Genomic DNA, 25,817 nt, shown 5'->3' on the forward strand with positions numbered 1-25,817 from the left:
GAGGGGGGCCGGGAGCGGTCGGGGGCGCACGGCCGGCCGGAGGGGCCGGGCGGCGCCCGGTCCGGGGCCGCGCGTCCGCAGGCCCGCCCGCCGGTACCGCGCGGCGATCGCGGGGCCGCATCCGCGCCGTATCCGGGCAGAACGGAAACGATTTGGTGTTGGGCCCCGGTGACCGTGTAATGTTGGCGTCGCCGCCGGGGAGACCGGGCGGACAAAAGCAAGGGGCTATAGCTCAGTTGGTAGAGCGCCTGCATGGCATGCAGGAGGTCAGGAGTTCAATTCTCCTTAGCTCCACAGAGAACCCCCCGGATCGGTGACCATCAATGATCCGGGGGGTTTGCCGTTCCCCCTTTCCCCGCCGCCCCTTCCGTCTCCCGCGCCCGCCCTTTCCCCGGCCCCTTCGCCCCGGCGGCGGTCACGCAGGGTGAGGCCGCTCGTCGCGGCCCTCTCGACGACTGCGGTACCCTGACGCCATGCGTGCCGTACGCCTTCTGCTTAGCGAGCCGCGCTGATCAGTCCCGACCCCGGCCGAAGCCCGGTGGCCGGAATCGGCGCGGCGTCCCCTCCTGTGCGAGGGGATTTTTCATTTCTGGAAGTCGCGGCCGACGGCAGAGACGATCGATGGAGCTTTGAGGATCATGAGCGAGACGAACCCCGCGGCGACCGCCCCCGTGGCGGCCGACACCGCGCCGCACCGCTACACGGCCGCCCTGGCCGCCGAGATCGAGGCACGCTGGCAGGACTTCTGGGACGCCGAGGGCACCTACGCCGCGCCGAACCCCAAGGGCGACCTGGCGGGCGACCCGGAGCTGGTCGCCCGGCCCAAGAAGTTCATCATGGACATGTTCCCGTACCCCTCGGGCGCGGGCCTGCACGTCGGCCACCCCCTGGGCTACATCGCCACCGACGTCTCCGCCCGCTTCCAGCGGATGACCGGCCACAACGTCCTGCACACCCTGGGCTTCGACGCCTTCGGCCTGCCCGCCGAGCAGTACGCCGTGCAGACCGGCACCCACCCCCGCGTCTCCACCGAGTCCAACATCGGCAACATGCGCGCCCAGCTGCGCCGCCTGGGCCTGGGCCACGACCAGCGCCGGTCGTTCGCCACCATCGACCCGGAGTACTACCGCTGGACCCAGTGGATCTTCCTGCGGATGTTCAACTCCTGGTACGACGAGGAGGCGCGACGGGCCCGCCCCATCGACGAACTGGTCGCGCAGTTCGCCTCCGGCGAGCGCGCCCTGCCCGGCGGCGGCTCCTGGGACGGGCTGACCGGGGCCGAACGCGCCGACGTCCTGGGCGGGTACCGCCTGGCCTACGCCTCCGACGCCCCCGTCAACTGGTGCCCCGGCCTGGGCACCGTGCTGGCCAACGAGGAGGTCACCGCCGACGGGCGCTCCGAGCGCGGCAACTTCCCCGTCTTCAAGTCCAAGCTGCGCCAGTGGAACATGCGGATCACGGCCTACGCCGACCGCCTGCTGACCGACCTGGACGAGCTGGACTGGCCCGAGGCCATCAAGCTGCAGCAGCGCAACTGGATCGGCCGCTCCGAGGGCGCCCGCGTCGACTTCCCCCTGGACGGCGAGCGCGTCAGCGTCTTCACCACCCGCCCGGACACCCTGTTCGGCGCGACGTACATGGTGCTGGCGCCCGAGCACCCGCTGGTCGAGAAGTTCACCGGGGACACCTGGCCGGAGGGCACCCGGGAGGAGTGGACCGGCGGCCACGCCACCCCGGCCGAGGCCGTCGCCGCCTACCGCGCGCAGGCCGCCGCCAAGTCCGACGTCGAGCGCCAGGCCGAGGCCAAGGACAAGACGGGCGTCTTCATCGGCGCCCACGCCACCAACCCGGCCACCGGCGAGCCCGTCCCGGTCTTCATCGCCGACTACGTCCTGATGGGCTACGGCACCGGCGCCATCATGGCCGTCCCGGCCGGTGACCAGCGCGACTTCGAGTTCGCGCGCGCCTTCGGCCTGCCCGTCCGCTGCATCGTCGAGCCCACCGACGGCCGCGGCACCGACACCGCGACGTGGGAGGACGCCTACGCCGCCCACGACGCGAGGATCATCAACTCCGCCAACGGCGAGATCTCCCTGGACGGCCTGCCCGTCGCCGAGGCCAAGGCCCGCGTCACCGAGTGGCTGGAGCGGTCCGGCACCGGCGAGGGCACCATCAACTTCCGGCTGCGCGACTGGCTGTTCAGCCGCCAGCGCTACTGGGGCGAGCCCTTCCCCATCGTCTACGACGAGGACGGCGTCGCCCACGCCCTGCCCGAGTCGATGCTGCCGCTGGAGCTGCCCGAGGTCGAGGACTACTCGCCGCGCACCTTCGACCCGGACGACGCCGACACCCGGCCCGAGACCCCGCTGTCGCGCAACGAGGAATGGGTCCACGTCACCCTGGACCTGGGCGACGGGCGCGGCCCCCGCCGGTACCGCCGCGAGACCAACACCATGCCCAACTGGGCCGGTTCCTGCTGGTACGAGCTGCGCTACCTGGACCCGCACAACTCCGAGGAACTGGTCGACCCGGAGATCGAGCGGTACTGGATGGGCCCGCGCGACGGCATGCCCCACGGCGGCGTCGACCTGTACGTCGGCGGCGCCGAGCACGCCGTGCTGCACCTGCTGTACGCGCGCTTCTGGTCCAAGGTCCTGTTCGACCTGGGGTTCGTCTCGTCGGCCGAGCCCTTCCACCGCCTGTTCAACCAGGGCATGATCCAGGCCTACGTCTACCGCGACGGCCGGGGCATCGCGGTGCCGGCCGCCGAGGTCGAGGAGCGCGACGGCGCCCACTACTACCAGGGCGAGCGGGTCTCCCGGCTGCTGGGCAAGATGGGCAAGTCCCTGAAGAACGCGGTCACCCCGGACGAGATCTGCGCCGAGTACGGGGCGGACACCCTGCGCCTGTACGAGATGGCGATGGGGCCGCTGGACGTCTCCCGGCCGTGGGAGACGCGCGCCGTCGTGGGCCAGTACCGGCTGCTGCAGCGGCTGTGGCGCAACGTCGTCGACGAGGACACCGGCGAGGTGACCGTCGTCGGCACCGAGCCCGCCGAGGACACCCTGCGCGCGCTGCACAAGGCGGTCGACGGGGTCCGCGGCGATCTGGAGGGCATGCGGTTTAACACCGCCATCGCCAAGATCACCGAGCTGAACAACCACCTGACCAAGACGGGCGGCGCCGTGCCGCGCGCGGTGGCGGAGCCGCTGGTGCTGATGATCGCGCCGCTGGCCCCGCACATCGCGGAGGAGCTGTGGCGCAGGCTGGGCCACACCGACTCCGTGGTGCACCGGGACTTCCCGGTGGCCGACCCGGCGTACGTGACCGACGAGACCGTGACCTGCGTCGTCCAGGTCAAGGGCAAGGTCAAGGCCCGGCTGGAGGTCGACCCGGCCATCTCCGCGGAGGAACTGGAGAAGGCGGCCCTGGCCGACGAGCGGATCACCGCCGCGCTGGACGGGGCCGGGGTCCGCAAGGTCATCGTGCGGGCGCCGAAGCTGGTGAACATCGTCCCGGCGTGACCGGGAGCGGGAGCGGGGCGGCTCCGGGAGACCCGGGCCGCCCCGGCGCGGACGCGGGGCCCGGTCGCCGGTCGGCCGGGCCCCCGCCGCTGTGCGGGGCCGCGGGCGCGCGGGCCGCCGTCCGGGCGGGGCCGGTTCCGGGAGGTGCCGGTTCCGGGGGCGCCGGTCCCGAGGGGTGCCGGTCCCGGGAGGTACCGGTTCCGGGCGGGGCGTGGGTGGCGGGCGTGCCTCGGGGTAGTCCCCTACGGGCAGGGTCCGGGTTCCCGGAGCCCCACGGGACCGGTCGTTGCGGTTACCGTGGAGGAGCGGCGCGGAACGCGGCCGGCCGGTCGGAGGAGGAGCTTCGTGGAAGCAGTGATCACCATCGTCGCCCTGCTCTTCGTGCTCGCGGTGGTGCTGGGCGTCTACGCGACGGTCAAGGCCGTGGGCGCGGCCAAGCGCAGCGCCGACCGCCACATCCACCAGGCGCGCCGCACGGTCGAGGACCACACGCTGCGGGCCAGGTCCTTCCTCCAGGCGGGCCCGGCGGCCGAGATCGCGGAGCTGCGTCTCTCGCTGCGCACCTCGATGCGCGCCACCCAGGACGCCCTGCACGCGGGCGTCGCCGAGGACGCCTCGCTCAAGGAGTCCCTGGCCCTGTTCGAGCGGCTCAGCGCCCACGGGCACGAACTCGACGACGAGTTGCGCCGGCTGGAGGGCGAGCCCGACCGCACCACCCTGGCCGCCCGGCTGCCCGAACTGCGCGAGCGCACCGAGCGGGTGACCGGCTCCGCCGAGTCCCTCCGCTGGGCCGCCCGGGACCGCGCCCGCCGCTTCGCGGAGGACGACCTGGACACGCTGAGCGCGCAGATCGACGTCGAGGCGGGCGCCCTGCGGCACTGGACCGAGCCCCCGCCCGCCGACCCGGCCTCCCCGCCACCGCCCGTCACCCCGTATTCCGGCACCGCGCATTCCGGCACCGCGCCGTCCTGGCCGAAGGCCCCGGCGCAGGAGGATCCGCGCCCCGCCATCACCCCGCCCGCCCCGCGCCCCGTCCCTCCCTGGCAGCGGCGGACCCGCCCGGAGAACACGACCTGATCGGCGGCCCGGGGCGACCGGGCGCCGGGGCCGGGCTGCCGTGTCGTCACTACGGCAGGTAACCTCCAGCTCATGTCCCGCCATGTCGCGATCGTCACCGATTCCACGGCCTACCTCCCGGCCGAGACGATGGGACGGCACGGGATCACGGCGGTGCCGCTGACGGTGGTCCTGGGGGACCGCGCCCTGGAGGAGGGCACCGAGATCTCGACCCGCTCGCTCGCCCTGGCCCTGCAGAAGCGGCGCCCGGTCACCACCTCGCGCCCCAGCCCCGAGCTGTTCGCGGAGACCTACCGCAGGATCGCCGACACCGGCGCCGAGGGCATCGTCTCCCTCCACCTCTCCGCCGAACTCTCGGGCACCTACGACGCCGCCGTGCTCGCCGCGCGCGGGGCGTCCGTCCCGGTGCGGGTGGTGGACACCCGCATGCTCGCGATGGCCCTCGGCTTCTGCGCGCTCGCCGCCGCGGAGACGGCGGAGGAGGGCGGCACCGTGGACGAGGCCGTCGCCGCCGCGGAGAAGCGCGCGGCGGGCACCTCCGCCTACTTCTACGTCGACACCCTCGACTATCTGCGCCGGGGCGGGCGCATCGGGGCGGCGCAGGCCCTGCTCGGCTCCGCGCTGGCCGTAAAGCCGCTGCTGCGGCTGGCCGACGGGCGGGTGGAGCCGTTGGAGAAGGTGCGGACCGCCTCCAAGGCCATCGCCCGGCTGGAGGAGATCGCCGCCGAGCGGGCCGGGAGCGGCCCGGTCGACATCGCCGTCCACCATCTCGCCGCCCCCGACCGGGCGTCGGCCCTGGCCGACCGGCTGCGCGAACGCGTACCGGGACTGGCCGACCTGCATGTCAGCGAGGTCGGCGCGGTGATCGGGGCGCATACGGGGCCGGGGTTGCTGGGAGTGGTGGTGTCGGCGCGGTAGGGCGTCGGCGGGGTGCGTCGGGGTGCGCGTCGGCGGGGTGCGCGTCAGGGATGTGGTGACGCGTCCGGGGGCGACGTGGGTGCGGGGTGCCACGGGGTGGTGTGGTGCGGGCGGTGTCGCGTGGGCCGGACACGGGGTGAAGCGCCGATGATCCTGACTCGGCGGTCGGCGGTCGGCGGTCGGCGGTCGGCGGCTGGCGGGTGAGCGTATGGGCATCGGGTGACGCGGTGTTCGGCGGTGGGGCCGGGGATTCGGTTCGGGGTGACTGGTGGTTCGGTTCAGCCCGGGGGAGTGACGGCACGATCGCGCGGACGAGTGAGTCGTCGTCAGTCGCGGGGAGGTTCCTCACCTCCGAGGGTGGTGGAGTTATCCACAACCGGGCGGTGATCCACCGGAATTGACCATGATCATCGCCAAGGGGCCGAGCCGATCCATCCTCGGCCCATGGCACTTCGATCTCCTTCCCGCACGGGGGCCGCGACCAGTGGTCCGGGCCGGGCATCCGCCTCCGACGGCCGTCTCCGCCACCGGCGCGCGGCCCGCGCCCGGTTGCCGGAGCCCGGGGACACGGCACCGCCCGGCGCCCCGCACCCACCCACCGGGGCGGACGGGATCCGTCGACGGGCGGAGGCCCTCTTCGCCCCACCCCGACGGATCGCGCACGCCGAGGAGTTCATTGCGGCGGACGGAGCCACCGGTGCGCGGACACCCCTGCGGGCGGACACGGCGCACCACTCCGAGCCGGTCCCGCACGCCGGGGACCACTGGGCGGTACCGAGCGACGGGCCCGTTCACTGGACGGGGCGGCAGAGCGGAACCGCGAGGACGGAGGAAGCGGGGCCGGGGACGGACGGAGAGCCTGGACGGGTGCCGAGTCCGATCGCCCCACCAGAGGCGGAAGGAGATGACGACGGCCGGGCGGCCGATACCAGGGACGGGTCGGCCGGTGCTGCCCGGCGGACGGGGCCGTTGGACGACTGGGAGCCGGAGTCGGGGACGTTTCCGGAGGACGGGGGCCGGCAGGGTGAGGAGGTGACGGCCGGCTCATGGGACGGAGCCGTTGGCACCTGGGCGGCCGGACGGGCGGGGCGGGCGGAAGGGCCGGAGCCGTCGGAGGGCCGGCAGCCGGACACTTTCCCTGTTCGCGTCCCCGCCGCTGTCGCTGTCTCAGCTCCTGTTCCCGCCTCAGCCTTGGTCCCGGCTGCGGCCCGGACTTCGGCCCCGGCCCCCGCGTCGGACGAGGGCTTGGTGCGGGGGTATCGGCGAGGGGCCGTGTCGTGGGACGGAGCCGCTCCGGAGGACATGGCCGAGAGGTGGCACGAGACCGGGAGGGTGCCGCGCTTCGCCGAATCGCCTCCGGAGGGTGCCCACGGGGACGTTCCTCCGGAGGAGAACCGCGCCGAGCAGCGCCGTGCCGAGGGAACCCGCACCAACAGGGTTCGCGTCGAAGCGGCTCGTGCCGACGGGACCCGCGCCGACCGGACTCGTGCTGAGGACACCCGTGCGGAGAGGCCCGGCGCGGAGGCGTACCGGTCGGAGACGTACCGCGGGGAGGCGGTCCTCCGCCCGGGGAGGTCCGGCGACGGAGAGGCCGGGACCGGGGAGGCCGGTGCCGGGGCGAGCGGCGCGGGGGCCGCCTGGCGGGAGCGGGCCGGGTGGGCGCTGCGGGAGCGGATGCCGGTATGGCTCCAGGCCCGGTGCGGGATGGAGCGGCGCGGTGTGGCCGCCCTCGCCGTACTGCTGCTGGTCGCCGCGGCCTTCGCCGTCCAGCACTACCGGGCCGCGCGCCCCCACTCCGTGGCCGCCCCCGAGGTGGTCCGGCAGGCGGCCCTCGATGTCAGGGCCCCGGAGGCGGGACCGGTCCCGGCCACGTCCGCACCCGCGGCGTCGGCGGCGCCCGGGATCGTGGTGGATGTCGGCGGCAAGGTCCGCGAGCCCGGGGTGCACCGGCTGCCGGCCGGGTCCCGCGTCGCGGACGCCCTGCGCGCGGCCGGCGGGGTGCGGCCCGGCACGAGTACCGACGGGCTGAACCGCGCCCGTTTCCTCGTGGACGGTGAGCAGGTGATCGTGGGCGCGACCCCGCCGCCCGATCCGGGCCCGCAGGGGGCGGGCACCGTGCCGGGAGCCCCGGCCCCCGGCGCTCCGGTCTCCCTCGGCACGGCCACCGTCGATCAGCTCGACACACTGCCCGGCGTCGGCCCCGTGCTGGCCCAGCACATCGTCGACTACCGCACCCGGCACGGGGGCTTCCGCTCCGTGGACGAACTCCGGGAGGTCAACGGGATCGGCGAGCGCCGCTTCGCCGATCTGCGCGACCTCGTACGGCCATGAGGCCGCCGCTCGCGGCCCCGGGCCCCGATCCTGGCCTCCGCCCCGGTGCCGCCTTCCGCCCTGGTGCCGCCCTCCGTCCCGGCGCCGCCCTCCGTCCCGGTGCCGGCCCGGGCTCCCGCTCCGGCCCCGACGCTCACCGGGACCACGGGATCAGCCCCGGTGCCGGCCTTGGCCCCGCCCCCGGCTTCAGCCCCTGTGCCGACCACGCCCCCGGCTCCGGCTTCTGCCCCGGTTCGGTCCCGGGGCCCGCACCCGGCCTCGGTCCCGGATCTGCTCCCGGCTCGGGTCCCGTGCCCGGCCGCCGTCTCGGGGCCGGTCCCGTCCCCGCTTCCGACCGTCATCCCGACGCGGGCTCCCACTCCGGTCCGCGCCCCGCTTCCGGACGATCCGTCCCCGGCCGTGATGCCGACAAGGGGCCCGCTCCCGGCGGGGGCGGTCGGGGTGGCCGAGGTTCCGGCGCTCTCCCGGACCGCGGTCCTGGCGGGGATGGCAGGGGTCCCCGCCCCCGCCGCGCCCCCGGTCCTGACAGGAGCGGTCGAAGGCCCGGTCCCGGCCCCGACCCCGGCCCCAGTCCCGGCTCCGGCAGGTATCCAGGCCCCGGCCGTCCCGCCGGAGCCACCGGTGGCGGGCGGGCGTCCGTGCACGCCGCCTCCGGGCACCGGCTCGGTGCCGCCCGGCCCCGGCAGGAGGCACCGGCGGACCTGCGGCTGGTGCCGCCCGCGCTCGCGGCCTGGGCGACGGCGGCGGTGGCCACGGGGCTGCCGTCCGGATGGGCCGTCGGCCTCGTGACCGGCTGCGCGGTCCTGGCGGGCGCGCTGCTGCTGACGGCGCGCAGGGACCGGACGCACCGGCGCACGGCGTGGGGGCGGCCGACCAGGGTGGCCGTCGCCGCCGTCCTGCTCTGCGTCGCCGCTGCCGCCGCCTCGGCCGCGCTGCACGGCGCCGACCTGCGCCGGGGCCCGCTGCCCGGGCTGGCACGGCGGGCGGCCACCGTCACCGCAGAGGTGGAGGTCACCTCCGACCCCCGGCTCACCCGGCCCCGGGTGAACGGGGACCGGGCGCTGCCGCCCACCGTCCTCATCGAGGCCGACGTGCGCCAGGTGACCGGCCCCGACGGAGCGGCGGCGGTGACCAGGACACCGGTGCTGCTCCTCGTCGACGTGGGTGGTGTGCGGCCGGGCGCCGCCGCCGGGGGGCCGGTCACCCCGAGCTGGCTCGGGCTGCTGCCGACGACCCGGCTGCGGGTGACCGCGCGCACGGCGTCGCCGCTGACCCGCGGGGACCGGATCGCCGCCGTGCTGCGGGTGCGGGCCCGGGGAGCGCCGGAGGTGACGGCGGGCCCCTCCGGCCCGCAGCGGTTCGCGGGACGGCTGCGCGCCGGGCTGCGCGAGGCCACCGGCGGTCTGCCCGGGGACGCGCGGGCGCTGCTCCCCGGGCTGGTCGTCGGGGACACCTCGCGGATCACCCCGGAGCTGGACCGGGCGTTCAAGGAGACGGATCTCGCGCACGTCCTGGCCGTGTCCGGCGCGAACTTCACGATTCTGCTGGCCCTGCTGCTGGGTCCGCCCGGTCTCGCCCGGCACAGCGAGCGGCGCGGTCTGGCGCCGCGCGTCGGCCTGCCGCTGCGGGCCACCGCGCTGCTCGGCGCGCTGCTCGCGGTGGGCTTCGTCCTGGTGTGCCGCCCGGACCCGAGCGTGCTGCGGGCAGCGGCCTGCGGCTCCGTCGCGCTGCTCGCCCTCGCCACCGGGCGGCGCCGGTCCCTGATTCCGGCCCTGGCCACGGCGGTCCTGCTGCTGGTGCTGTACGACCCGTGGCTGGCGCGCGCCTACGGCTTCCTGCTCTCCGTGCTCGCCACCGGGGCCCTGCTCACCATCGCCCCGGGATGGAGCGCGGCCCTGCGCCGCCGCAGGGTCCCGCCGAGGCTCGCGGAGGCGCTGGCCGCCGCCGCTGCCGCCCAGGCCCTGTGCGCGCCGGTGGTCGCCGTGCTGTCGGCGCGGGTGAGCCTGGTGGGGGTGCCGTGCAATCTGCTCGTGGAGTTCGCGGTGGCGCCGGCCACCGTGCTGGGCTTCGCGGCGCTGGCGGCGGCCCCGCTGGCGATGCCGGTGGCCGAGGCGCTGGCCTGGTGCGCCTCCTGGCCCGCCCGGTGGATCGCCGGGGTGGCCCGCGCCGGGGCGGCGCTGCCCGGGTCTGGGGTGGACTGGCCGGGGGACTGGGGCGGGGCCGCGCTGCTCGCCCTCGTCATCGCGGTCCTGCTGCTGATCGGCCGTCGGCTGCTCCGGCACCCGTGGTGGTGCGCCCTGTGCGCGGTGCTGCTGGTGCTGGCGGTGGTGCGGCCGCCGCCCCTGGTCCGGGTCCTCACGGGCTGGCCGCCGCCGGACTGGAGGCTGGTGATGTGCGACGTCGGCCAGGGGGACGCGCTGGTGCTCGCGGCGGGCGGGGGCACGGGCGTGGTGGTGGACGCCGGTCCCGATCCGGAGCGCGTGGACCGCTGTCTGCGTTCGCTCGGTGTCACCCGCGTCCCACTCGTCGTCCTCACCCACTTCCACGCCGACCACGTCGCCGGGCTGCCCGGGGTGCTGCGGGGCCGCTCGGTGGCGGCGATCGAGACGACGGCCCTGGAACAGCCGCCGGAGCAGGCGGAGTCCGTCCGGCGGCAGGCGGCGGCCCGGCACATTCCCGTGCGGCGGGCGGTGGCCGGGGAACGGCGCCGAACGGGGACCCTGGAGTGGCGGGTGCTCTGGCCGGGGCCGGAGCCCCCGGTTCCGGGGGAGGGCCCGAACGACGCCAGTGTCACCCTGCTGGTCCGCACCGGGGGACTGCGCCTGCTGCTCCTGGGCGACCTCGAACCCCCTTCGCAGCGGAGGCTGTTGGCCTCGCCGGGCGCGACGGGGGCCGTGGGGCGGGTGGACGTGGTGAAGGTGGCGCACCACGGCTCCGCCCACCAGGACGCGGGCCTGATGCGGAGTGCCGCCCCGAGGCTGGCGCTGATCAGTTGCGGCGCGCACAACTCCTACGGCCACCCCGCCCCCGGGACCCTCGCCGCCCTGCGCGCGCTGGGCGCGGCCGTGCTGCGGACGGACCGCGAGGGCTCGGTGGCGGTCATGGGCACCGCGACCTCCCTGCGGGTGGCGACGGAGCGGGAGGCAGACTGAACCCATGGAAACCGCGCAGGCAGACCTCCTCCTCCGCCGCATCGGCGCCCGGCGCCCGGACCGGCCCACCGCCGGGGCGCTGCGGGAGCTGCACCTGCGGCACCTGGTGGAGGTGCCCTTCGAGAACCTGTCCGTGCACCTCGGCGAGGAGATCGTGCTGGAGGAGGGGCGGCTGTGGGAGAAGGTGGCGGGCGCCCGGCGCGGCGGGTTCTGTTACGAGCTGAACGGGCTCTTCGGGGCCCTGCTCCGTTCGCTCGGCTACGAGGTCGAGCTGCTCGCCGCCCGGACCTACGGGGACGGCGGCCGGCTCGGCATCCCGTACGACCACATGGCGCTGCGGGTGCGGCCGGAGGACGGCGGTGACCTGCTGGCCGACATCGGGTTCGGCGCGCACAGCCACCATCCGCTCGACCTCGGGGAGCGGGGCGACCAGCACGAGCCGGGGGGCGTCTTCCGGGTGACCGGGGCGGGCCCCGCGCCCGGCGGCCGGGACACGGCGGGCGGCGTGGCGGGCCCCGGCGACCTCGACGTGCTGCGCGACGGGACGCCGGTCTACCGGCTGGAGACGACGCCCCGCGCGCTGTCGGACTTCGTGACCGGGGCGTGGTGGCACAGCACCTCGCCGCGGTCGCGGTTCGTGACGTCGCCGGTCTGCTCCCGGCTCACCGAGGACGGCGGGCGGGTCACGCTCCGCGGCCGCAGACTGGTGACGACGGCCGCCGACGGGCACCGGGAGGAGCGGGACCTGGCGACGGACGAGGAGGTGCTGACGGTGTACCGGGAGAGGTTCGGCATCGTGCTCGACCGAGTGCCGGATGTGTCCGGAGTGTGAGAATTCACACCCTGTGACCCTGTGTTGGCGGGAAAGCGTCATAGATGTTCGAATGGGCTTTTGGTAACAGTCCTTTCGTGTCACACAGAGGGTGTCGCAGATGATCGGCCGCTGGCTGGGAAACCGAACACGGCGCGCGCGACGGACGGGTCCCCTGGCGGCGGTGCGGACACCGCCGAGCGCCGGGGTGCTGAGCTGCCGGGTGCTCGACCCGGTCGACGAGCCGGTGCCGCACGCGGAGTTCTCGGTCACCGACGCCATGGGACGCAAGGTGGTCGGCGGCGGCACGGACCCGTACGGGTCGTTCGTGGCGACGGTGCCGGCGGGGGAGTACCGGCTCGCGGTGTCCGCCGAGGGCCACACCCCCTACCGGGCGTCCGTGACGGTGGCCGAGGACTCCCTCGCCCCGCTCGGTGACATCACGCTCCAGGTGGCCCGGCCGCCGGAGCTGCCCGCGCCGGGCGACTGGGAGATCGAGCCCACGCACTCCTCGATCGCGTTCACCGCGCGGCACATCGGACTGGCCCGCGTCCACGGGCGGTTCAACTCCTTCGCCGGGGCGGTGCGCATCGCGGACGAGGCGGAGCGCAGCGCGATGCACGTGGTGATCGACGCGGCCTCCATCGACACCAACGTGCGGATGCGGGACGACCATCTGCGCTCGGCCGACTTCCTGGACGTGGAGCGGTTCCCGGTCCTGGAGTTCTACGGCGACCGGCTCGCCCACCGGGGCGGCAACAAGTGGGGCCTCACCGGCGCCCTGTCGCTGCACGGCGTGACGCGCACCGTCACGCTGGACCTGGAGTACCTCGGGCTGGGCAACGGCATGGAGGGCGAGGTCCGCGCGGCCTGCCGGGCCACCACCGAACTGCACCGCGACGATTTCACCGTGAGCTGGCAGACGATGCTGGCGCGGGGGATCGCGGTGGTCGGGCCGAGCATCCGCGTCGAACTGGACGTGCAGTTGGTGCCCAAGGGCTGACCGGTCCGCCGCGCCCCCGGCGGTGCCCGAGAATGGCTTCCGTGAACGATGTGCGACATGTGCTGGTGCTGCCCGACCGCGACGCCGCGGAGGAGGCGGCGGAGGCGCTCGGGGAGCGATTCGGGGTCGAGGAGGAGCCGCGGCTCGTCCGGGACGCCCTGGCCGGCGAGGACGACGCCGAGGACGCCCAGTGGCTCGTCGTCCTGCGGGACGCGGCCGGGCGGCTGGACGCCGCCGCGCTGGACGCGTTCGCGGGCGAGTGGGACGGCTGGCGCGAGGAACCGTGACGCCCGCCGCCTGACGGGAGGCACCGGCCGACGGCCTGAGGCACCGGGGCGGGACGCGTTGTCAGTGGCGCGTGGGATGCTTGGCGCGATGGCCAGGAAGACTGCGAACGACGACCTCCTCGCCCCGGTGACGCTCGCCGTGGGCCAGGAGGACCTGCTGCTCGACCGCGCCGTGCAGGAGGTGGTGGCCGCGGCGAGGGCCGCCGACGCCGACACGGACGTGCGCGATCTAACCCCCGACCAGTTGCAGCCCGGCACTCTCGCCGAACTCACCAGCCCCTCGCTCTTCTCCGAGCGCAAGGTCGTCGTCGTGCGCGACGCGCAGGACCTGTCGGCGGACACGGTCAAGGACGTGAAGGCGTACCTCTCCTCGCCCGCCGAGGAGATCACCCTCGTCCTGCTGCACGCGGGCGGCGCCAAGGGCAAGGGCCTGCTGGACGCCGCGCGCAAGGCGGGCGCGCGCGAGGTGGCCTGCCCGAGGATGACGAAGCCCGCGGACCGGCTGGGCTTCGTACGGGCCGAGTTCCGCACGGCGGGGCGGTCGGCCACGCCCGAGGCGTGCCAGACGCTGGTGGACGCGATCGGCAGCGATCTGCGGGAGCTGGCGTCGGCGGTGTCGCAACTCGTGGCGGACGTGGAGGGCACCGTCGACGAGGCGGTCGTCGGCCGCTACTACACCGGGCGGGCCGAGGCGTCCAGCTTCACCGTCGCCGACCGCGCGGTCGAGGGCCGGACGGCGGAGGCGCTGGAGGCGCTGCGCTGGTCGCTGGCGACGGGCGTGGCGCCGGTGCTGATCACCAGCGCCCTGGCGCAGGGCGTGCGGGCCATCGGCAAGCTGTCGTCCGCGCGCGGCGGCCGTCCCGCCGACCTCGCCCGTGAGCTGGGCATGCCGCCCTGGAAGATCGACCGGGTCCGGCAGCAGATGCGCGGCTGGACCCCCGACGGCGTGTCCGTGGCGCTGCGCGCGGTCGCCGAGGCCGACGCGGGCGTCAAGGGCGGCGGGGACGACCCCGAGTACGCCCTGGAGAGAGCCGTGGTCACCATCGCCCGAGCAGCCCGCTCCCGGGGCCGGAGCTAGGGCCTCTCGTCTGGATCATGCCGGGCTCGCGGGCCCTGGCGCCGTACCTCGCCGCGTTGCCGTCGGTCGCCGGGGCTCCGCCCCGACTCCCTCCTCCGCCTCGCGACGCACGGCGCCGGACCCCGCTCCCCGATCCGGCCCGATCCGAACGAAAGAGCCTAGTGACCTGAGTCAGAGATTCTTCGTCAGATCGCGACCATCAGCCGGATGCCCTGCGGCCGGCAGGTCCGGCCCGGCCTGCCGACATCCGGCCTCCGGCACGCCGGGCAGCTCGCGAGAACCACCCGAACATCTCTGACTCAGGTCACTAGTCCCCGCCCCCGCCCGGCCCGACCGGCACACCACGGCGCGCCCCGTGCCGCCTTGCGCCGGTCGGCCGACGAACCCGGGGCGCCGGGGTCCGGGAACGGCCCGCCCGGTGACGGTTGCCTTCACCGGAACGGAGGACGCCGAAGGCGCCGAGGAAGCGCTCTGCGGCGATCCTGCGGGCCCTGCTCACCCGCTCCCCCCGCGTGCACCGAGCACCCTCGGCACGGGCGGCTCCCGCCCTTGGCCCCCTGGCCGGCACCCGGGTCGCTCCGGCCTCCCGGCCGCTCCGCGCCGTGAACAGCGTGCCCCCGTACGGCCCCGTACATCCCTCAACGCCGAAGAACCCCGGCACCCGTCCTGGGGAAGGACGGGCACCGGGGTTCCCGGTCACGCTCGATGGTCCCGTGCCCGCGTGGCGAACGCAGGCCGCGCACGGGTCCGAGATGCCGGGTGGGAGCGGATGAGAGAGGGCCCGCTCTGGTTCCGCCCGGCGGTCAAGTCAGGAACTTCAGCCCTTGAGGGCGACGACCTTCTGCGCCAGCGCCGACTTCTTGTTGGCGGCCTGGTTCTTGTGGATGACGCCCTTCGAGACGGCCTTGTCGAGCTGACGCGCGGCGACGCGCTGGTACTCGGTGGCCTTCTCGGTGTCACCCGCGGCAGCGGCCTCGCGGGCCTTGCGGATCGCGGTCTTCAGAGAGGACTTGACGGCCTTGTTGCGCAGCCGGGCCTTCTCGTTGGTCTTGTTCCGCTTGATCTGGGACTTGATGTTCGCCACGAAATGAGCCTTCTCTTTCGATATGTACCGACGTGTCCCGTACCGATCGAGGGCACGGGACACAGCCACCCACACTACCAGTGGCCCGCCGGACCTCCCAAAAGCGCCCGGCCCCCGCCCCGCGGACCGCCCGGCCCCCCGCCCCCGGGAGTCCGGAGGCGGCCTCCGGCCCGACCCCGACCCGGCCGGGGGCCGCCCGGACCCCGCCACGGTCCTCACCCGTGGGACGATGGAGGCTGCGTAACGATCCGACCCGAGACCGCAGACACTGCGGACGCCTCAAGAATCAGGACCCTGCGTGCCCGCGATCCCTAGCCATGTGCCCGAGCCGAGCCGTACCGACCCGGCTCTGATCCGCAACTTCTGCATCATCGCGCACATCGACCACGGCAAGTCCACGCTCGCCGACCGGATGCTCCAGCTGACCGGTGTGGTCGAGCAGCGGCAGATGCGCGCCCAGTACCTCGACCGCATGGACATCGAGCGCGAGCGCGGCATCACGATCAAGTCCCAGGCGGTGCGCCTGCCGTGGGCCCCCACCCACGACAAGGGCAGCACGCACATCCTCAACATGATCGACACCCCCGGGCACGTCGACTTCACCTACGAGGTCTCGCGCTCGCTCGCCGCGTGCGAGGGGACGGTCCTGCTCGTCGACGCCGCCCAGGGCATCGAGGCGCAGACCCTCGCCAACCTGTACCTGGCGATGGAGAACGACCTCACGATCATCCCGGTGCTGAACAAGATCGACCTGCCGGCCGCGCAGCCCGAGAAGTTCGCCGAGGAGCTGGCCAACCTGGTCGGCTGCGAGCCCGGCGACGTGCTCAGGGTGTCCGCGAAGACCGGTCTCGGGGTCGAGGCGCTGCTGGACAAGGTGGTCGCGGAGATCCCCGCCCCGGTCGGCGTCAAGGACGCCCCGGCCCGCGCGATGATCTTCGACTCGGTCTACGACTCGTACCGCGGCGTGGTCACCTACGTCCGTGTCATCGACGGCCAGCTCAACAAGCGCGACCGCATCCGGATGATGTCCACCGGCGCGACCCACGAGCTGCTGGAGATCGGCACCAACTCGCCGGAGATGCTCCCCGCCGACGGTCTCGGCGTCGGCGAGGTGGGCTATCTGATCACCGGTGTGAAGGACGTGCGCCAGTCCAAGGTCGGTGACACCGTCACCACCCAGCACAAGGGCGCCGAGGAGGCCCTCGGCGGGTACAAGGACCCCAAGCCGATGGTCTTCTCCGGCCTCTACCCGCTGGACGGGTCGGACTACCCGGAGCTGCGCGAGGCCCTCGACAAGCTCCAGCTCAACGACGCCGCGCTGGTCTACGAGCCGGAGACCTCCGCCGCCCTCGGCTTCGGCTTCCGCGTCGGCTTCCTCGGCCTGCTGCACCTCGACGTGATCCGCGAGCGCCTGGAGCGCGAGTTCGGCCTCGACCTGATCGCCACCGCGCCCAACGTGGTCTACCGGGTGATCATGGAGGACGGCGTGGAGCACGTCGTCACCAACCCGAGCGAGTTCCCCGAGGGCAAGATCGAGGAGGTCTTCGAGCCCGTCGTCCGGGCGACGGTCCTCGCCCCGACCGAGTTCATCGGCGCCATCATGGAGCTGTGCCAGACCCGGCGCGGGGCCCTCCTCGGCATGGACTACCTCTCCGAGGACCGGGTGGAGATCCGCTACACCCTCCCCCTCGCGGAGATCGTCTTCGACTTCTTCGACCAGCTCAAGTCCAAGACCCGCGGCTACGCCTCCCTGGACTACGAGCCCACGGGCGAGCAGAGCAGCTCCCTGGTCAAGGTCGACATCCTGCTCCACGGCGACAAGGTGGACGCCTTCTCCGCCATCACCCACAAGGACCAGGCGTACGCGTACGGGGTCCGGCTCGTGGCCAAGCTGCGGGAGCTGATCCCGCGGCAGAACTTCGAGGTGCCGGTCCAGGCCGCCATCGGCTCCCGGGTCATCGCCCGCGAGACCATCCGCGCCATCCGCAAGGACGTCCTCGCCAAGTGCTACGGCGGTGACATCTCCCGCAAGCGGAAGCTGCTGGAGAAGCAGAAGGAGGGCAAGAAGCGGATGAAGATGGTCGGCTCGGTGGAGGTGCCGCAGGAGGCCTTCATCGCGGTGCTGTCGAGCGACGACGGCTCGGCTTCGGCCAAGAACAAGAAGTAGCGCCCGGTCCGCCGCCCGCCGCGGGCGCGGGGGACACCAGGGGCCCGCCGCGCCCGGTGCGCGGCGGGCCCCTTCGCACGTCACGGGCGGGTCCCCGGCGGAAGTGACCGGGCGCGGAGTCTTACGTCCCGGCCGGTCGCCCCTTAGTCTGAATCCACCCCCGTAGTTACTCGCGAGTTAAGCAACGGCCCGGGGCAGGCCGTGCCCTCACCCCGAACCGTGCCGTCCCGGCCGCACCCGCACCGCACCGAACCACCGTCCGAGAGTGAAAACCAGCCACACCTGAGCCAGCCGCACCGTCGCGGGCCCGGAGGATGTCGTGAGCGACACACAAGCACTGATCGAGAACCGTCCGCCCTCCGTGGCGGGACTCTTCCTGGAGCGCGTGGCGGCCACGCCGGACGCCGAGGCGTACCGCTACCCGGTGCCCCCCGCGTCGGGCGAGGGCCCGGACGAGTGGCGGTCGATGACCTGGGCGCAGGCCGCCGAGCGGGTCGACCGGATCGCCGCCGGGCTGATCGAGCTGGGCGTGCGGCCCGAGCAGCGGGTCGCCCTCGCCTCCTCCACCCGGCTGGAGTGGATCCTCACCGACCTCGGCATCATGTGCGCGGGCGCCGCGACGACCACGGTCTATCCGCAGACCAACTCCGACGAGTCCGCCTACATCCTGTCCGACTCCGAGAGCCGGGTCCTGGTCGCCGAGGACGCCGTCCAGCTCGCCAAGGCCCGGGAGCGGCTGGCCGAGCTGCCGGACCTCACCCATGTCGTGGTGATCGACCCGGAGGGCGCCGACACCTCCGACGAGCGGGTGCTCACCCTGGACGAGCTGGAGAGCCGGGGCGCGGCCCGCCTGGAGCGGGAGCCGCAGCTCATCAAGGAGCGGGTGGGCTCGCTCACCGGGGACCAGCTCGCCACCCTGATCTACACCTCCGGCACCACCGGCCGCCCCAAGGGCGTCCGCCTGCCGCACGACAACTGGTCCTACATGGCCAAGGCCATCGCGGCCACCGGCCTGATCAACGGGGACGACGTCCAGTACCTCTGGCTGCCGCTCGCCCACGTCTTCGGCAAGGTGCTGCTCTCCGGCCAGATCGAGGTCGGCCACATCACCGCCGTCGACGGCCGGGTCGACCGGATCATCGAGAACCTGCCGGTGGTGCGGCCCACCTACATGGCGGCCGTGCCGCGCATCTTCGAGAAGGTCTACAACGGCGTCGCGGCCAAGGCGAAGGACGGCGGCGCCGCCAAGTACCGGATCTTCCAGTGGGCCGCCGACGTCGCCCGCGAGTACGCCCGGGTCACCCAGGACTCCTTCCGGCGGACCGGCACCGCGAGCGCCCCGCTCGGCCTCACCGCCCGGCACGGCGTCGCCGACCGGCTCGTCTACGCCAAGCTGCGCGCGGCGTTCGGCGGGCGGCTGCGCGCCTGCATCTCCGGCAGCGCCGCCCTCGCCCCCGACATCGGCTACTTCTTCGCCGGCGCCGGCGTGCACATCCTGGAGGGCTACGGCCTCACCGAGTCCTCCGCCGCCTCCTTCGTCAACCCGGGCGAGGCCTACCGCACCGGCACCGTCGGCAAGCCGCTGCCCGGCACCGAGGTGCGCATCGCCGACGACGGCGAGATCCTCATGCGCGGCCCCGGCATCATGGAGGGCTACCACCGGCACCCCGACAAGACCGCCGAGGTGCTGGAGCCGGACGGCTGGCTGCACACCGGCGACATCGGCGAGCTGTCCGTCGACGGCTACCTGAGCATCACCGACCGCAAGAAGGACCTGATCAAGACCTCCGGCGGCAAGTACATCGCCCCGGCCGAGATCGAGGGCCGGTTCAAGGCGGTCTGCCCCTACGTCTCCAACATCCTCGTGCACGGCGCCGCCCGGAACTACTGCACCGCGCTCATCTCCCTGGACGAGCCCGCGATCATGAAGTGGGCGGCGGAGAACGGCCTGGAGGGGCGGACCTACGCCGAGGTCGTCGGGGACCCGGCGGCGGTCGCGATGGTCGACGGCTACGTCACCGAGCTGAACCGGGGGCTCCAGCGCTGGCAGACCATCAAGAAGTTCCGCCTCCTGCCCCGCGACCTCGACGTGGAGCACGGCGAGGTCACCCCGAGCCTGAAGCTCAAGCGGCCGGTGGTGGAGCGCGAGTACAAGGACCTCATCGACCAGATGTACGAGGGCGCGCGCGAGGCATAGCCGGGCGCGGGGCGGCGCGGGGACGGCGCGCCCGGCCGCGGCGGACGCGCCGCGCGGGATCCGGCCGGGCGGGGCCGCCCCGCGCCGGGCCCGGGCGCGCGGCCCCGTGCGGGCCCGCCCGGCCCGGGCGGCGAGGGGCGGGTCCGCGGCGTCGGGGCCGGTCCCCGGCGTCCCTTCCGGATGGAAGACGAATATGCCCGTCGCTCAAATATGTCCGGTTTCCGGACGGATTCGGCCATCCGGGTAGCAGGGTTCTCCCCCAAGGTGGACCACTTCGGTAACTCCTTGCTTCCGTACGGGGTCGGTCTGTCACTCTGGCGGCGACTGCGGACCCACCGCACGCACTTGCCCGGGGGAGACCGCCCATGGGGGCCATTCCGACGCAGAGGGAGACCGTTCCACGCGCCGAGGGGGCGCACCCGCCCGCCGCCGGTGCGCCCGGGGGCACGACCGGCGCGCCCGCGACGGAGGACGCGCGGGCCCACGCGATCCTGCTCGGCAGCTCCCTCGCCCCGGGCTCCGCCCGCGCGCTGCTGCGGGCCGCCTTCACGGAGTGGACCGCGCGCGGCCTGCCCGGCGCCGCGCTCCTCACCGAGCGGCTGGCCTCCGACGCCCTGCTCACCGTCAGCGAACTGGTCACCAACGCCGTGGTGCACGCCGGTACGGACGTCGAGGTGGCCTGTCTGCTGGAGGAGTCCGGCACGCTCGTCGTCGAGGTCATGGACCGCCACCCCGACTGCGCCTCGCACGGCGGCGAGGGACCGGGCGGCGTGCCGGGCGGTCTCCCCGAGGAGTACGGCCGCGGCCTGCGCCTGGTCGCCCGGCTCGCGGACTCCTGGGGCGTCACCCACCGCGCCGGCGCCAAGACGGTGTGGGCCCGGCTGCCCGCCGCCGACGGGGAGGGCGCGGCCGGCGCCCCCGGACACGACCTCCGGCGGTGGCCCGGCCCCGGGCGCCCCCCGTGGCCAGGCACCGGCCCCGGCTCCGACTGGCGCGGGGTCCGGGACCGGGAGTGGCTCGGCCGGGGCGCCCTCTCCTTCCTCGCGGAGGCGTCCGACCTGCTGGCCGGGCAGCTCGACGAGGACCTGGTCGCCTCCCTCGCCGGGCAGCTCATCGTGCCCCGGCTCGCGGACTGGTGCGCGGTGTGGCTGGAGGACGAGGCCCGCGGGGCCTGGGCCGACGGCACCGGCGGCACCGCCGGGCTGCGCCCGCCCCGCGTCTGGCACGGCAACGAGGACCACGTCGACGAACTGCGCCGCGCCCTGGAGAAGGACCCGCCCCGCCCCGGCGGCCCCTGGCACGCGGGCCCCGTCGTCCACCCCTGGCCCGGCGGCTCGCTCGGTGCCCACGGCGCCGCGCTCGCCTACCGCCTGGCCGCCGGGGGCAGGCCGCTGGGCACCCTGGTCATCGGGCGGGCCGGCACCCCCTGCTTCCCCGACGAGATCGGCGGCCTCGTCGAGGACCTCGGCCGCCGGGTGGCGCTCGCCATCGGCGCCGCCCGCCAGTACGCCCGGCAGGCCACCATCAGCGCCGTCCTCCAGCGCGGTCTGCTGCCCGGCGCGGTGGCCGAGATCCCCGGGGTGCGCAGCGCCCTCGTCCACGAGCCGTGCGACAAGGGCGGCCCCAGCGGGGACTTCTACGACCTCTTCCCGGCCGGTGAGGGCCGCTGGTGCTTCGCCGTCGGCGACGTCCAGGGCAAGGGTCCCGAGGCCGCCGTCGTCATCGGCCTGGCCCGGCCCTGGCTGCGGCTGCTCGCCCGCGAGGGGTACGAGGTCCCCGACGTGCTCGACCGGCTCAACCAGCTGCTCCTCGACGACGCCACCGAGGCCGCCGACGCCGCCGCGCGTGCCCTGGTCGCCGCCGGAGGCCGTCCGGTTGCCCCGGGCGACGGTCCGCAGACCCGCTTCCTGTCCCTCCTCTACGGCGAGCTGGTCCCCGTCGACGGCGGCGTCCGCTGCACCCTGGCCTCCGCCGGGCACCCGCTGCCGCTGCTGCTCGCGCCCGACGGCACCGTGCGCGCGGTCGCGGAACCGCAGACCCTCCTCGGCGTCGTCGAGGACGCGACGTACACCAGCGAGACGTTCGAGCTGCGCTCCGGGGACGTCCTGCTGTGCGTCACCGACGGCGTCACCGAGCGGCGCGACGGCTCCCGCCAGTTCGACGACGGCGACGGGCTCGCGACGGCGCTCGCCGGGTGCGCGGGGCTGGACGCGGGGCTCGTCGCGGAGCGGATCAGGCGGCTGGTGCACGAGTTCGGCGCCGAGCCCCCGGGGGACGACCTGGCGCTGCTGGTGCTCCGGGCCGAGTGACGGCACGGGCGCCCGCCCCGGTGCGGCCCGGGGACCGGATCCGCCGTGCGTCCCCGGGCGCCGCCGCGCCGCCCCTCCGCCCCCGCCCCGCTCCGCCCCCGCCCCGCTCCGCCCCCGCCCCGCTCCGCCCCCGCCCCGCTCGCGCGGGCCGTGGCCTTGGCCGCGCGGGCCGCGCGAGCGCTCCCGTGCTCACCGCTCCCGTGCTCACCGCTCCCGTGCTCACCGCTCCCGTGCTCACCGTGCCCCGTGCTCGCCGGGTCCGCGCTCCCCGCCTGCCCGGCCGCCGCCCCCGCCGTCCCCGCCCGTCCCGGCCCGTCCCGGAGGACGCGGGAACCGCACCCGCGGGCGTACGGGACAATGGAACGCATGCCCTCCGCACTTCCCGACGGCGAACCCGTCCCCGCCGACGGCGCGCTGCCCGCCTCCGCGCTCGCCGGGGCGGCGGACCGCCCCCTCGGCTTCTATCTGCACGTCCCGTACTGCGCCACCCGCTGCGGCTACTGCGACTTCAACACCTACACCGCCACGGAGCTGCGCGGCACCGGCGGCGTCCTCGCCTCCCGCGACAACTACGCCGCCACCCTGGCCGACGAGGTCCGCCTCGCCCGCGCGGTCCTCGGCGACGACCCCCGGGAGGTCCGCACCGTCTTCGTCGGCGGCGGTACGCCGACCCTGCTGGACGCCGCCGACCTGGTCCGGATGCTGAGCGCGGTGCGCGAGGAGTTCGGGCTCGCGGCGGACGCGGAGATCACGACGGAGGCCAACCCGGACTCGGTCGGCCCCGAGTACCTCGCCGCCCTGCGCGAGGGCGGCTTCAACCGGATCTCCTTCGGCATGCAGAGCGCCAGGCGCCACGTGCTGGAGGTGCTGGACCGCACCCACACGCCCGGCCGCCCCGAGGAGTGCGTCGCGGAGGCCCGCGCGGCGGGCTTCGAGCACGTCAACCTCGACCTGATCTACGGCACCCCCGGCGAGTCCGACGACGACTGGCGGGCCTCCCTGGACGCGGCGCTCGGCGCGGGGCCCGACCACGTCTCCGCCTACGCGCTGATCGTCGAGGAGGGCACCGGGCTCGCCCGGCGCATCCGGCGGGGCGAGGTGCCCATGACCGACGACGACGAGCACGCCGACCGGTACCTGATCGCCGAGGAGACCCTGTCGGCGGCGGGCTTCTCCTGGTACGAGGTGTCGAACTGGGCCTCCTCCGAGGCCGGGCGCTGCCTGCACAACGAGCTGTACTGGCGGGGCGCGGACTGGTGGGGGGCCGGACCGGGCGCCCACTCGCACGTCGGCGGGGTCCGCTGGTGGAACGTGAAGCACCCCGGCGCCTACGCGGCGGCCCTGGCGGCCGGACGCTCCCCGGGGGCCGGGCGGGAGGTGCTCACCGAGGAGGACCGGCGGGTGGAGCGGGTCCTGCTGGAACTGCGGCTGCGCGAGGGCGTGCCGCTGGACCTGCTGCGCGAGGCGGGGCTCGCCGCCTCCCGCCGCGCCCTGTCCGACGGGCTCCTCCAGGAGGAGGCGTACGGGCGGGGCCGGGCGGTGCTGACCCTGCGCGGACGGCTGCTGGCGGACGCGGTGGTGCGCGACCTGGTCGACTGAGCGGGCCCCTTTTGGGCCCGCCGCCCCGCCGGCGCACTCCGGGCCCGCCCCGTCCCACCGTGCCCACCGGTGCCCACCGGTGCCCCGGGCCCGCCGCCCCGCCGGTGCGCCCCGGGGTCCGCACGGTGGGGGAGCGGGGCTCTCCGCAGGAGATACGGACCGGTGGGGGCTGCCCCCTCACGGGGCGTTCCCACCCCCGGCACTGGGGTTCCTCCGGCGGGGCCGCTTCCGCGCCGCCCCTGCCGCGAGAGGTTCCCCGCGGTACCGCCCCGCGCCGTCCCCGACCGCGTGCCGCCCGTCGTACGGGCCGTGTCCTGAGGGCCCCGCCCCATGAGCCGGCCCGGGCACGAGTCCGTGCAGGATCGCCCGCCACGCTGCCGGTCCCTCCGGGCCGCCGCCCCACGGGCTCACGCCTCACGGGACATCCTCCTACGGGCTCCCGTTCCACGGGCCGCCCTCGCGGACCCGGCGCCACGGGCCGTCCCGGCGGTGAGTCCGGACCCGGTGCGAAGCGTGCGTGCGCCGCTGCCCGCCGCCCGCCGCCACCGCCCGGCGGCGGAGCACGCGCCGACCCGTCGCGGGGGCACCCCGGAGGGCGCCCCGCGCGGAATCACGCCGTCACGTGGTCGATCAGCCGCTCCACGCTGCCCAGCAGCTCCGGTTCGAGGTCCTTGTACGAGCCCACCCGGCCCAGGATGTGCTGCCACGCGGCGCCGGTGTTGTCGGCGGGCCATCCCAGCGCCCGGCAGACCCCGGTCTTCCAGTCCTCGCCCCTCGGCACCCGCGGCCACGCGGCGATGCCCACGGACGACGGCTTCACCGCCTCCCAGACGTCGATGTAGGGGTGGCCGACCACCAGCACGTCGTCACCGGTCACCGCCCGGGCGATGCGCCACTCCTTGGAGCCCGGCACCAGATGGTCCACCAGCACGCCGAGCCGGGCGTCCGGGCCGGGCGCGAACTCGTCGACGACGGACGGCAGGTCGTCCACGCCGCCCAGGTACTCCACGACCACGCCCTCCACGCGCAGGTCGTCGCCCCACACCTTCTCGACCAGCTCCGCGTCGTGCCGCCCCTCCACGTAGATGCGCCCGGCGCGGGCGACCCGGGCGCGGGCGCCGGGGACGGCGACCGAGCCGGACGCCGTGCGGGTGGGGCGGACCGGGCCGCGGCCGGGGCGTGTCAGGGTCACGACGCGGCCCTCCAGCAGGAAGCCGCGCGGCTCCATGGGGAAGACCCGGCGCCTGCCGAAGCGGTCCTCCAGGGTGACCGTGCCCGCCTCGCAGCCCACCACCGCGCCGCAGAACCCGGTGCCGGGCTCCTCGACGACCAGGCCCGGCCCGGCGGGGACCTCGGGCGCGGGACCCGGCTTCTTCCAGGGAGGGGTCAGATCGGCGGAGTACTGGCGCATTGGGGTGACGATACGAGGAACGCGCGGCGCCCGATCAGCGCGACACGCCGAACCGGTCGGCCAGCGCGTCCCGTTGGTCCCGGACGAACGCGGCGTCGACCACCGCTCCGTGACCGGGCACGTACCGGGCGTCCTCCCCGCCCAGCTCCAGCAGCCGGTCCAGCGCCGCCGGCCAGCGCGAGGGCGCCGCGTCCGGCCCGGCCTGGGGCGGGCCGGACTCCTCGACCAGGTCGCCGCAGAAGACCACCGCCGGGTCGCCCGGCACCAGCACCGCCAGGTCGTGCCCGGTGTGCCCGGGTCCCACGGCGGCCAGCAGGGCGCGCCGCCCGCCGCCCAGGTCGAGTTCCCGCCCGCCGGGCACCTCGTGCCGCACCGGCGCCAGCGCGTCCACCGCCTCCGCCGCGAGCCGCGGGTCCAGCCCGTTGGCCACCGCGTCCGCCCGCAGCGCGTCCCGGCCCTGTCCGCCCGGCGCGAACAGCGCCCGGGTCCCGGCCGCCCCGAGGACCTCCGCACCGGCGAACACCGCCGCCCCGAGGACGTGGTCGAAGTGCGGGTGGGTCAGCGCGACATGCGTCACACGGCGGCCGGTCAGCCGCCGGGCCGCCGCCCGCAGCCGGGCGCCCTCGGCCAGGCTCGATCCCGCGTCGACCAGCAGGACCGCGTCCGCGCCGACGACCAGCCCCGCCGTGCAGTCCCACACCGGCAGCCGGCGCCGCCCGACCCCGGCCGCCACCCGTTCCCAGCCCGACTCTTCCCATCGCACGCTCATGTCGACGACGCTAGCGGCGCGGCACCGGCCTTGCCCCGGGCGTACCCCACGGCCGTACACTGGGCCGGGGAAGTCTGGCACTCGCGCCCGATGAGTGCCA

The 25,817-nt window shown here is 75.2% G+C and carries 16 protein-coding genes and 1 tRNA gene; 14 read left to right on the forward strand and 3 right to left on the reverse strand.

Annotation, left to right across the window (positions count from 1 at the left end; translation table 11 throughout):
* The first annotated feature begins 221 nt into the window (after nucleotides 1–221).
* From ACZ7LB_RS00115 to holA, 10 genes are all read left to right on the forward strand, one after another.
* Nucleotides 222–294, forward strand: a tRNA-Ala gene (locus tag ACZ7LB_RS00115).
* A gap of 344 nt (nucleotides 295–638) precedes the next feature.
* The gene (leuS, locus tag ACZ7LB_RS00120) at nucleotides 639–3,524 is read left to right on the forward strand and encodes a leucine--tRNA ligase (protein WP_471464264.1); all 2,886 of its coding nucleotides are present in this window, start codon (nucleotides 639–641) and stop codon (nucleotides 3,522–3,524) included.
* Nucleotides 3,525–3,869: 345 nt separating this feature from the next.
* Entirely contained in the window at nucleotides 3,870–4,601 is a 732-nt protein-coding gene (locus tag ACZ7LB_RS00125; RefSeq protein WP_471464266.1) for a hypothetical protein, read from the forward strand.
* Between the two features lie 72 nt (nucleotides 4,602–4,673).
* On the forward strand, nucleotides 4,674–5,519 hold the full coding sequence (locus ACZ7LB_RS00130; RefSeq protein WP_471464268.1) for a DegV family protein: 846 nt from the start codon (nucleotides 4,674–4,676) through the stop codon (nucleotides 5,517–5,519).
* Nucleotides 5,520–7,193: 1,674 nt separating this feature from the next.
* Nucleotides 7,194–7,850 (forward strand): ComEA family DNA-binding protein, encoded by a 657-nt coding sequence (locus tag ACZ7LB_RS00135; protein WP_471464270.1) that lies wholly within the window; start codon nucleotides 7,194–7,196, stop codon nucleotides 7,848–7,850.
* A 638-nt stretch (nucleotides 7,851–8,488) separates the two neighbouring features.
* A complete protein-coding gene (locus tag ACZ7LB_RS00140; protein ID WP_471464271.1) occupies nucleotides 8,489–11,002 on the forward strand; it encodes a ComEC/Rec2 family competence protein in 2,514 nt (837 codons plus the stop codon).
* Between the two features lie 4 nt (nucleotides 11,003–11,006).
* A complete protein-coding gene (locus ACZ7LB_RS00145) occupies nucleotides 11,007–11,834 on the forward strand; it encodes an arylamine N-acetyltransferase family protein (RefSeq protein ID WP_471464273.1) in 828 nt (275 codons plus the stop codon).
* 100 nt (nucleotides 11,835–11,934) lie between these two features.
* Nucleotides 11,935–12,816, forward strand: coding sequence for a YceI family protein (locus tag ACZ7LB_RS00150; RefSeq protein ID WP_471464275.1), 882 nt, complete (start codon nucleotides 11,935–11,937; stop codon nucleotides 12,814–12,816).
* A 41-nt stretch (nucleotides 12,817–12,857) separates the two neighbouring features.
* Nucleotides 12,858–13,103 (forward strand): hypothetical protein, encoded by a 246-nt coding sequence (locus tag ACZ7LB_RS00155; protein ID WP_471464277.1) that lies wholly within the window; start codon nucleotides 12,858–12,860, stop codon nucleotides 13,101–13,103.
* 88 nt (nucleotides 13,104–13,191) lie between these two features.
* Nucleotides 13,192–14,181, forward strand: coding sequence for a DNA polymerase III subunit delta (holA, locus tag ACZ7LB_RS00160; RefSeq protein ID WP_471464279.1), 990 nt, complete (start codon nucleotides 13,192–13,194; stop codon nucleotides 14,179–14,181).
* Between the two features lie 817 nt (nucleotides 14,182–14,998).
* On the opposite strand, the gene rpsT is transcribed toward holA, so the two are convergent.
* Entirely contained in the window at nucleotides 14,999–15,265 is a 267-nt protein-coding gene (gene rpsT, locus ACZ7LB_RS00165; RefSeq protein WP_471464281.1) for a 30S ribosomal protein S20, read from the reverse strand.
* Nucleotides 15,266–15,563: 298 nt separating this feature from the next.
* On the opposite strand from rpsT, the gene lepA reads away from it, so the two are divergent.
* From lepA to hemW, 4 genes are all read left to right on the forward strand, one after another.
* On the forward strand, nucleotides 15,564–17,432 hold the full coding sequence (gene lepA / locus ACZ7LB_RS00170; RefSeq protein ID WP_471464283.1) for a translation elongation factor 4: 1,869 nt from the start codon (nucleotides 15,564–15,566) through the stop codon (nucleotides 17,430–17,432).
* Nucleotides 17,433–17,751: 319 nt separating this feature from the next.
* Nucleotides 17,752–19,629, forward strand: a complete 1,878-nt coding sequence (locus ACZ7LB_RS00175; RefSeq protein ID WP_471464285.1) for an AMP-dependent synthetase/ligase — start codon at nucleotides 17,752–17,754, stop codon at nucleotides 19,627–19,629.
* 365 nt (nucleotides 19,630–19,994) lie between these two features.
* Entirely contained in the window at nucleotides 19,995–21,938 is a 1,944-nt protein-coding gene (locus ACZ7LB_RS00180; RefSeq protein ID WP_471464287.1) for a SpoIIE family protein phosphatase, read from the forward strand.
* Between the two features lie 366 nt (nucleotides 21,939–22,304).
* Nucleotides 22,305–23,537 (forward strand): radical SAM family heme chaperone HemW, encoded by a 1,233-nt coding sequence (gene hemW, locus ACZ7LB_RS00185; RefSeq protein WP_471464289.1) that lies wholly within the window; start codon nucleotides 22,305–22,307, stop codon nucleotides 23,535–23,537.
* A 610-nt stretch (nucleotides 23,538–24,147) separates the two neighbouring features.
* On the opposite strand, the gene ACZ7LB_RS00190 is transcribed toward hemW, so the two are convergent.
* Nucleotides 24,148–24,948 (reverse strand): DUF3097 domain-containing protein, encoded by an 801-nt coding sequence (locus ACZ7LB_RS00190; RefSeq protein ID WP_471464291.1) that lies wholly within the window; start codon nucleotides 24,946–24,948, stop codon nucleotides 24,148–24,150.
* Nucleotides 24,949–24,982: 34 nt separating this feature from the next.
* Nucleotides 24,983–25,717, reverse strand: coding sequence for an MBL fold metallo-hydrolase (locus ACZ7LB_RS00195; protein ID WP_471464293.1), 735 nt, complete (start codon nucleotides 25,715–25,717; stop codon nucleotides 24,983–24,985).
* Nucleotides 25,718–25,817: the final 100 nt, after the last annotated feature.

It is taken from the genome of Streptomyces sp. NPDC107521, assembly GCF_055598485.1.

Excerpts from the sequence above, each read along its gene's own strand:
- leuS (WP_471464264.1), top strand. The coding sequence starts at position 639 with ATGAGCGAGACGAACCCCGCGGCGACCGCCCCCGTGGCGGCCGACACC.
- ACZ7LB_RS00130 (WP_471464268.1), top strand. The coding sequence starts at position 4,674 with ATGTCCCGCCATGTCGCGATCGTCACCGATTCCACGGCCTACCTCCCG.
- ACZ7LB_RS00135 (WP_471464270.1), top strand. The coding sequence starts at position 7,194 with ATGCCGGTATGGCTCCAGGCCCGGTGCGGGATGGAGCGGCGCGGTGTG.
- ACZ7LB_RS00145 (WP_471464273.1), top strand. The coding sequence starts at position 11,007 with ATGGAAACCGCGCAGGCAGACCTCCTCCTCCGCCGCATCGGCGCCCGG.
- ACZ7LB_RS00150 (WP_471464275.1), top strand. The coding sequence starts at position 11,935 with ATGATCGGCCGCTGGCTGGGAAACCGAACACGGCGCGCGCGACGGACG.
- holA (WP_471464279.1), top strand. The coding sequence starts at position 13,192 with ATGGCCAGGAAGACTGCGAACGACGACCTCCTCGCCCCGGTGACGCTC.
- ACZ7LB_RS00180 (WP_471464287.1), top strand. The coding sequence starts at position 19,995 with ATGGGGGCCATTCCGACGCAGAGGGAGACCGTTCCACGCGCCGAGGGG.
- hemW (WP_471464289.1), top strand. The coding sequence starts at position 22,305 with ATGCCCTCCGCACTTCCCGACGGCGAACCCGTCCCCGCCGACGGCGCG.
- ACZ7LB_RS00190 (WP_471464291.1), bottom strand. The coding sequence starts at position 24,948 with ATGCGCCAGTACTCCGCCGATCTGACCCCTCCCTGGAAGAAGCCGGGT.
- ACZ7LB_RS00195 (WP_471464293.1), bottom strand. The coding sequence starts at position 25,717 with ATGAGCGTGCGATGGGAAGAGTCGGGCTGGGAACGGGTGGCGGCCGGG.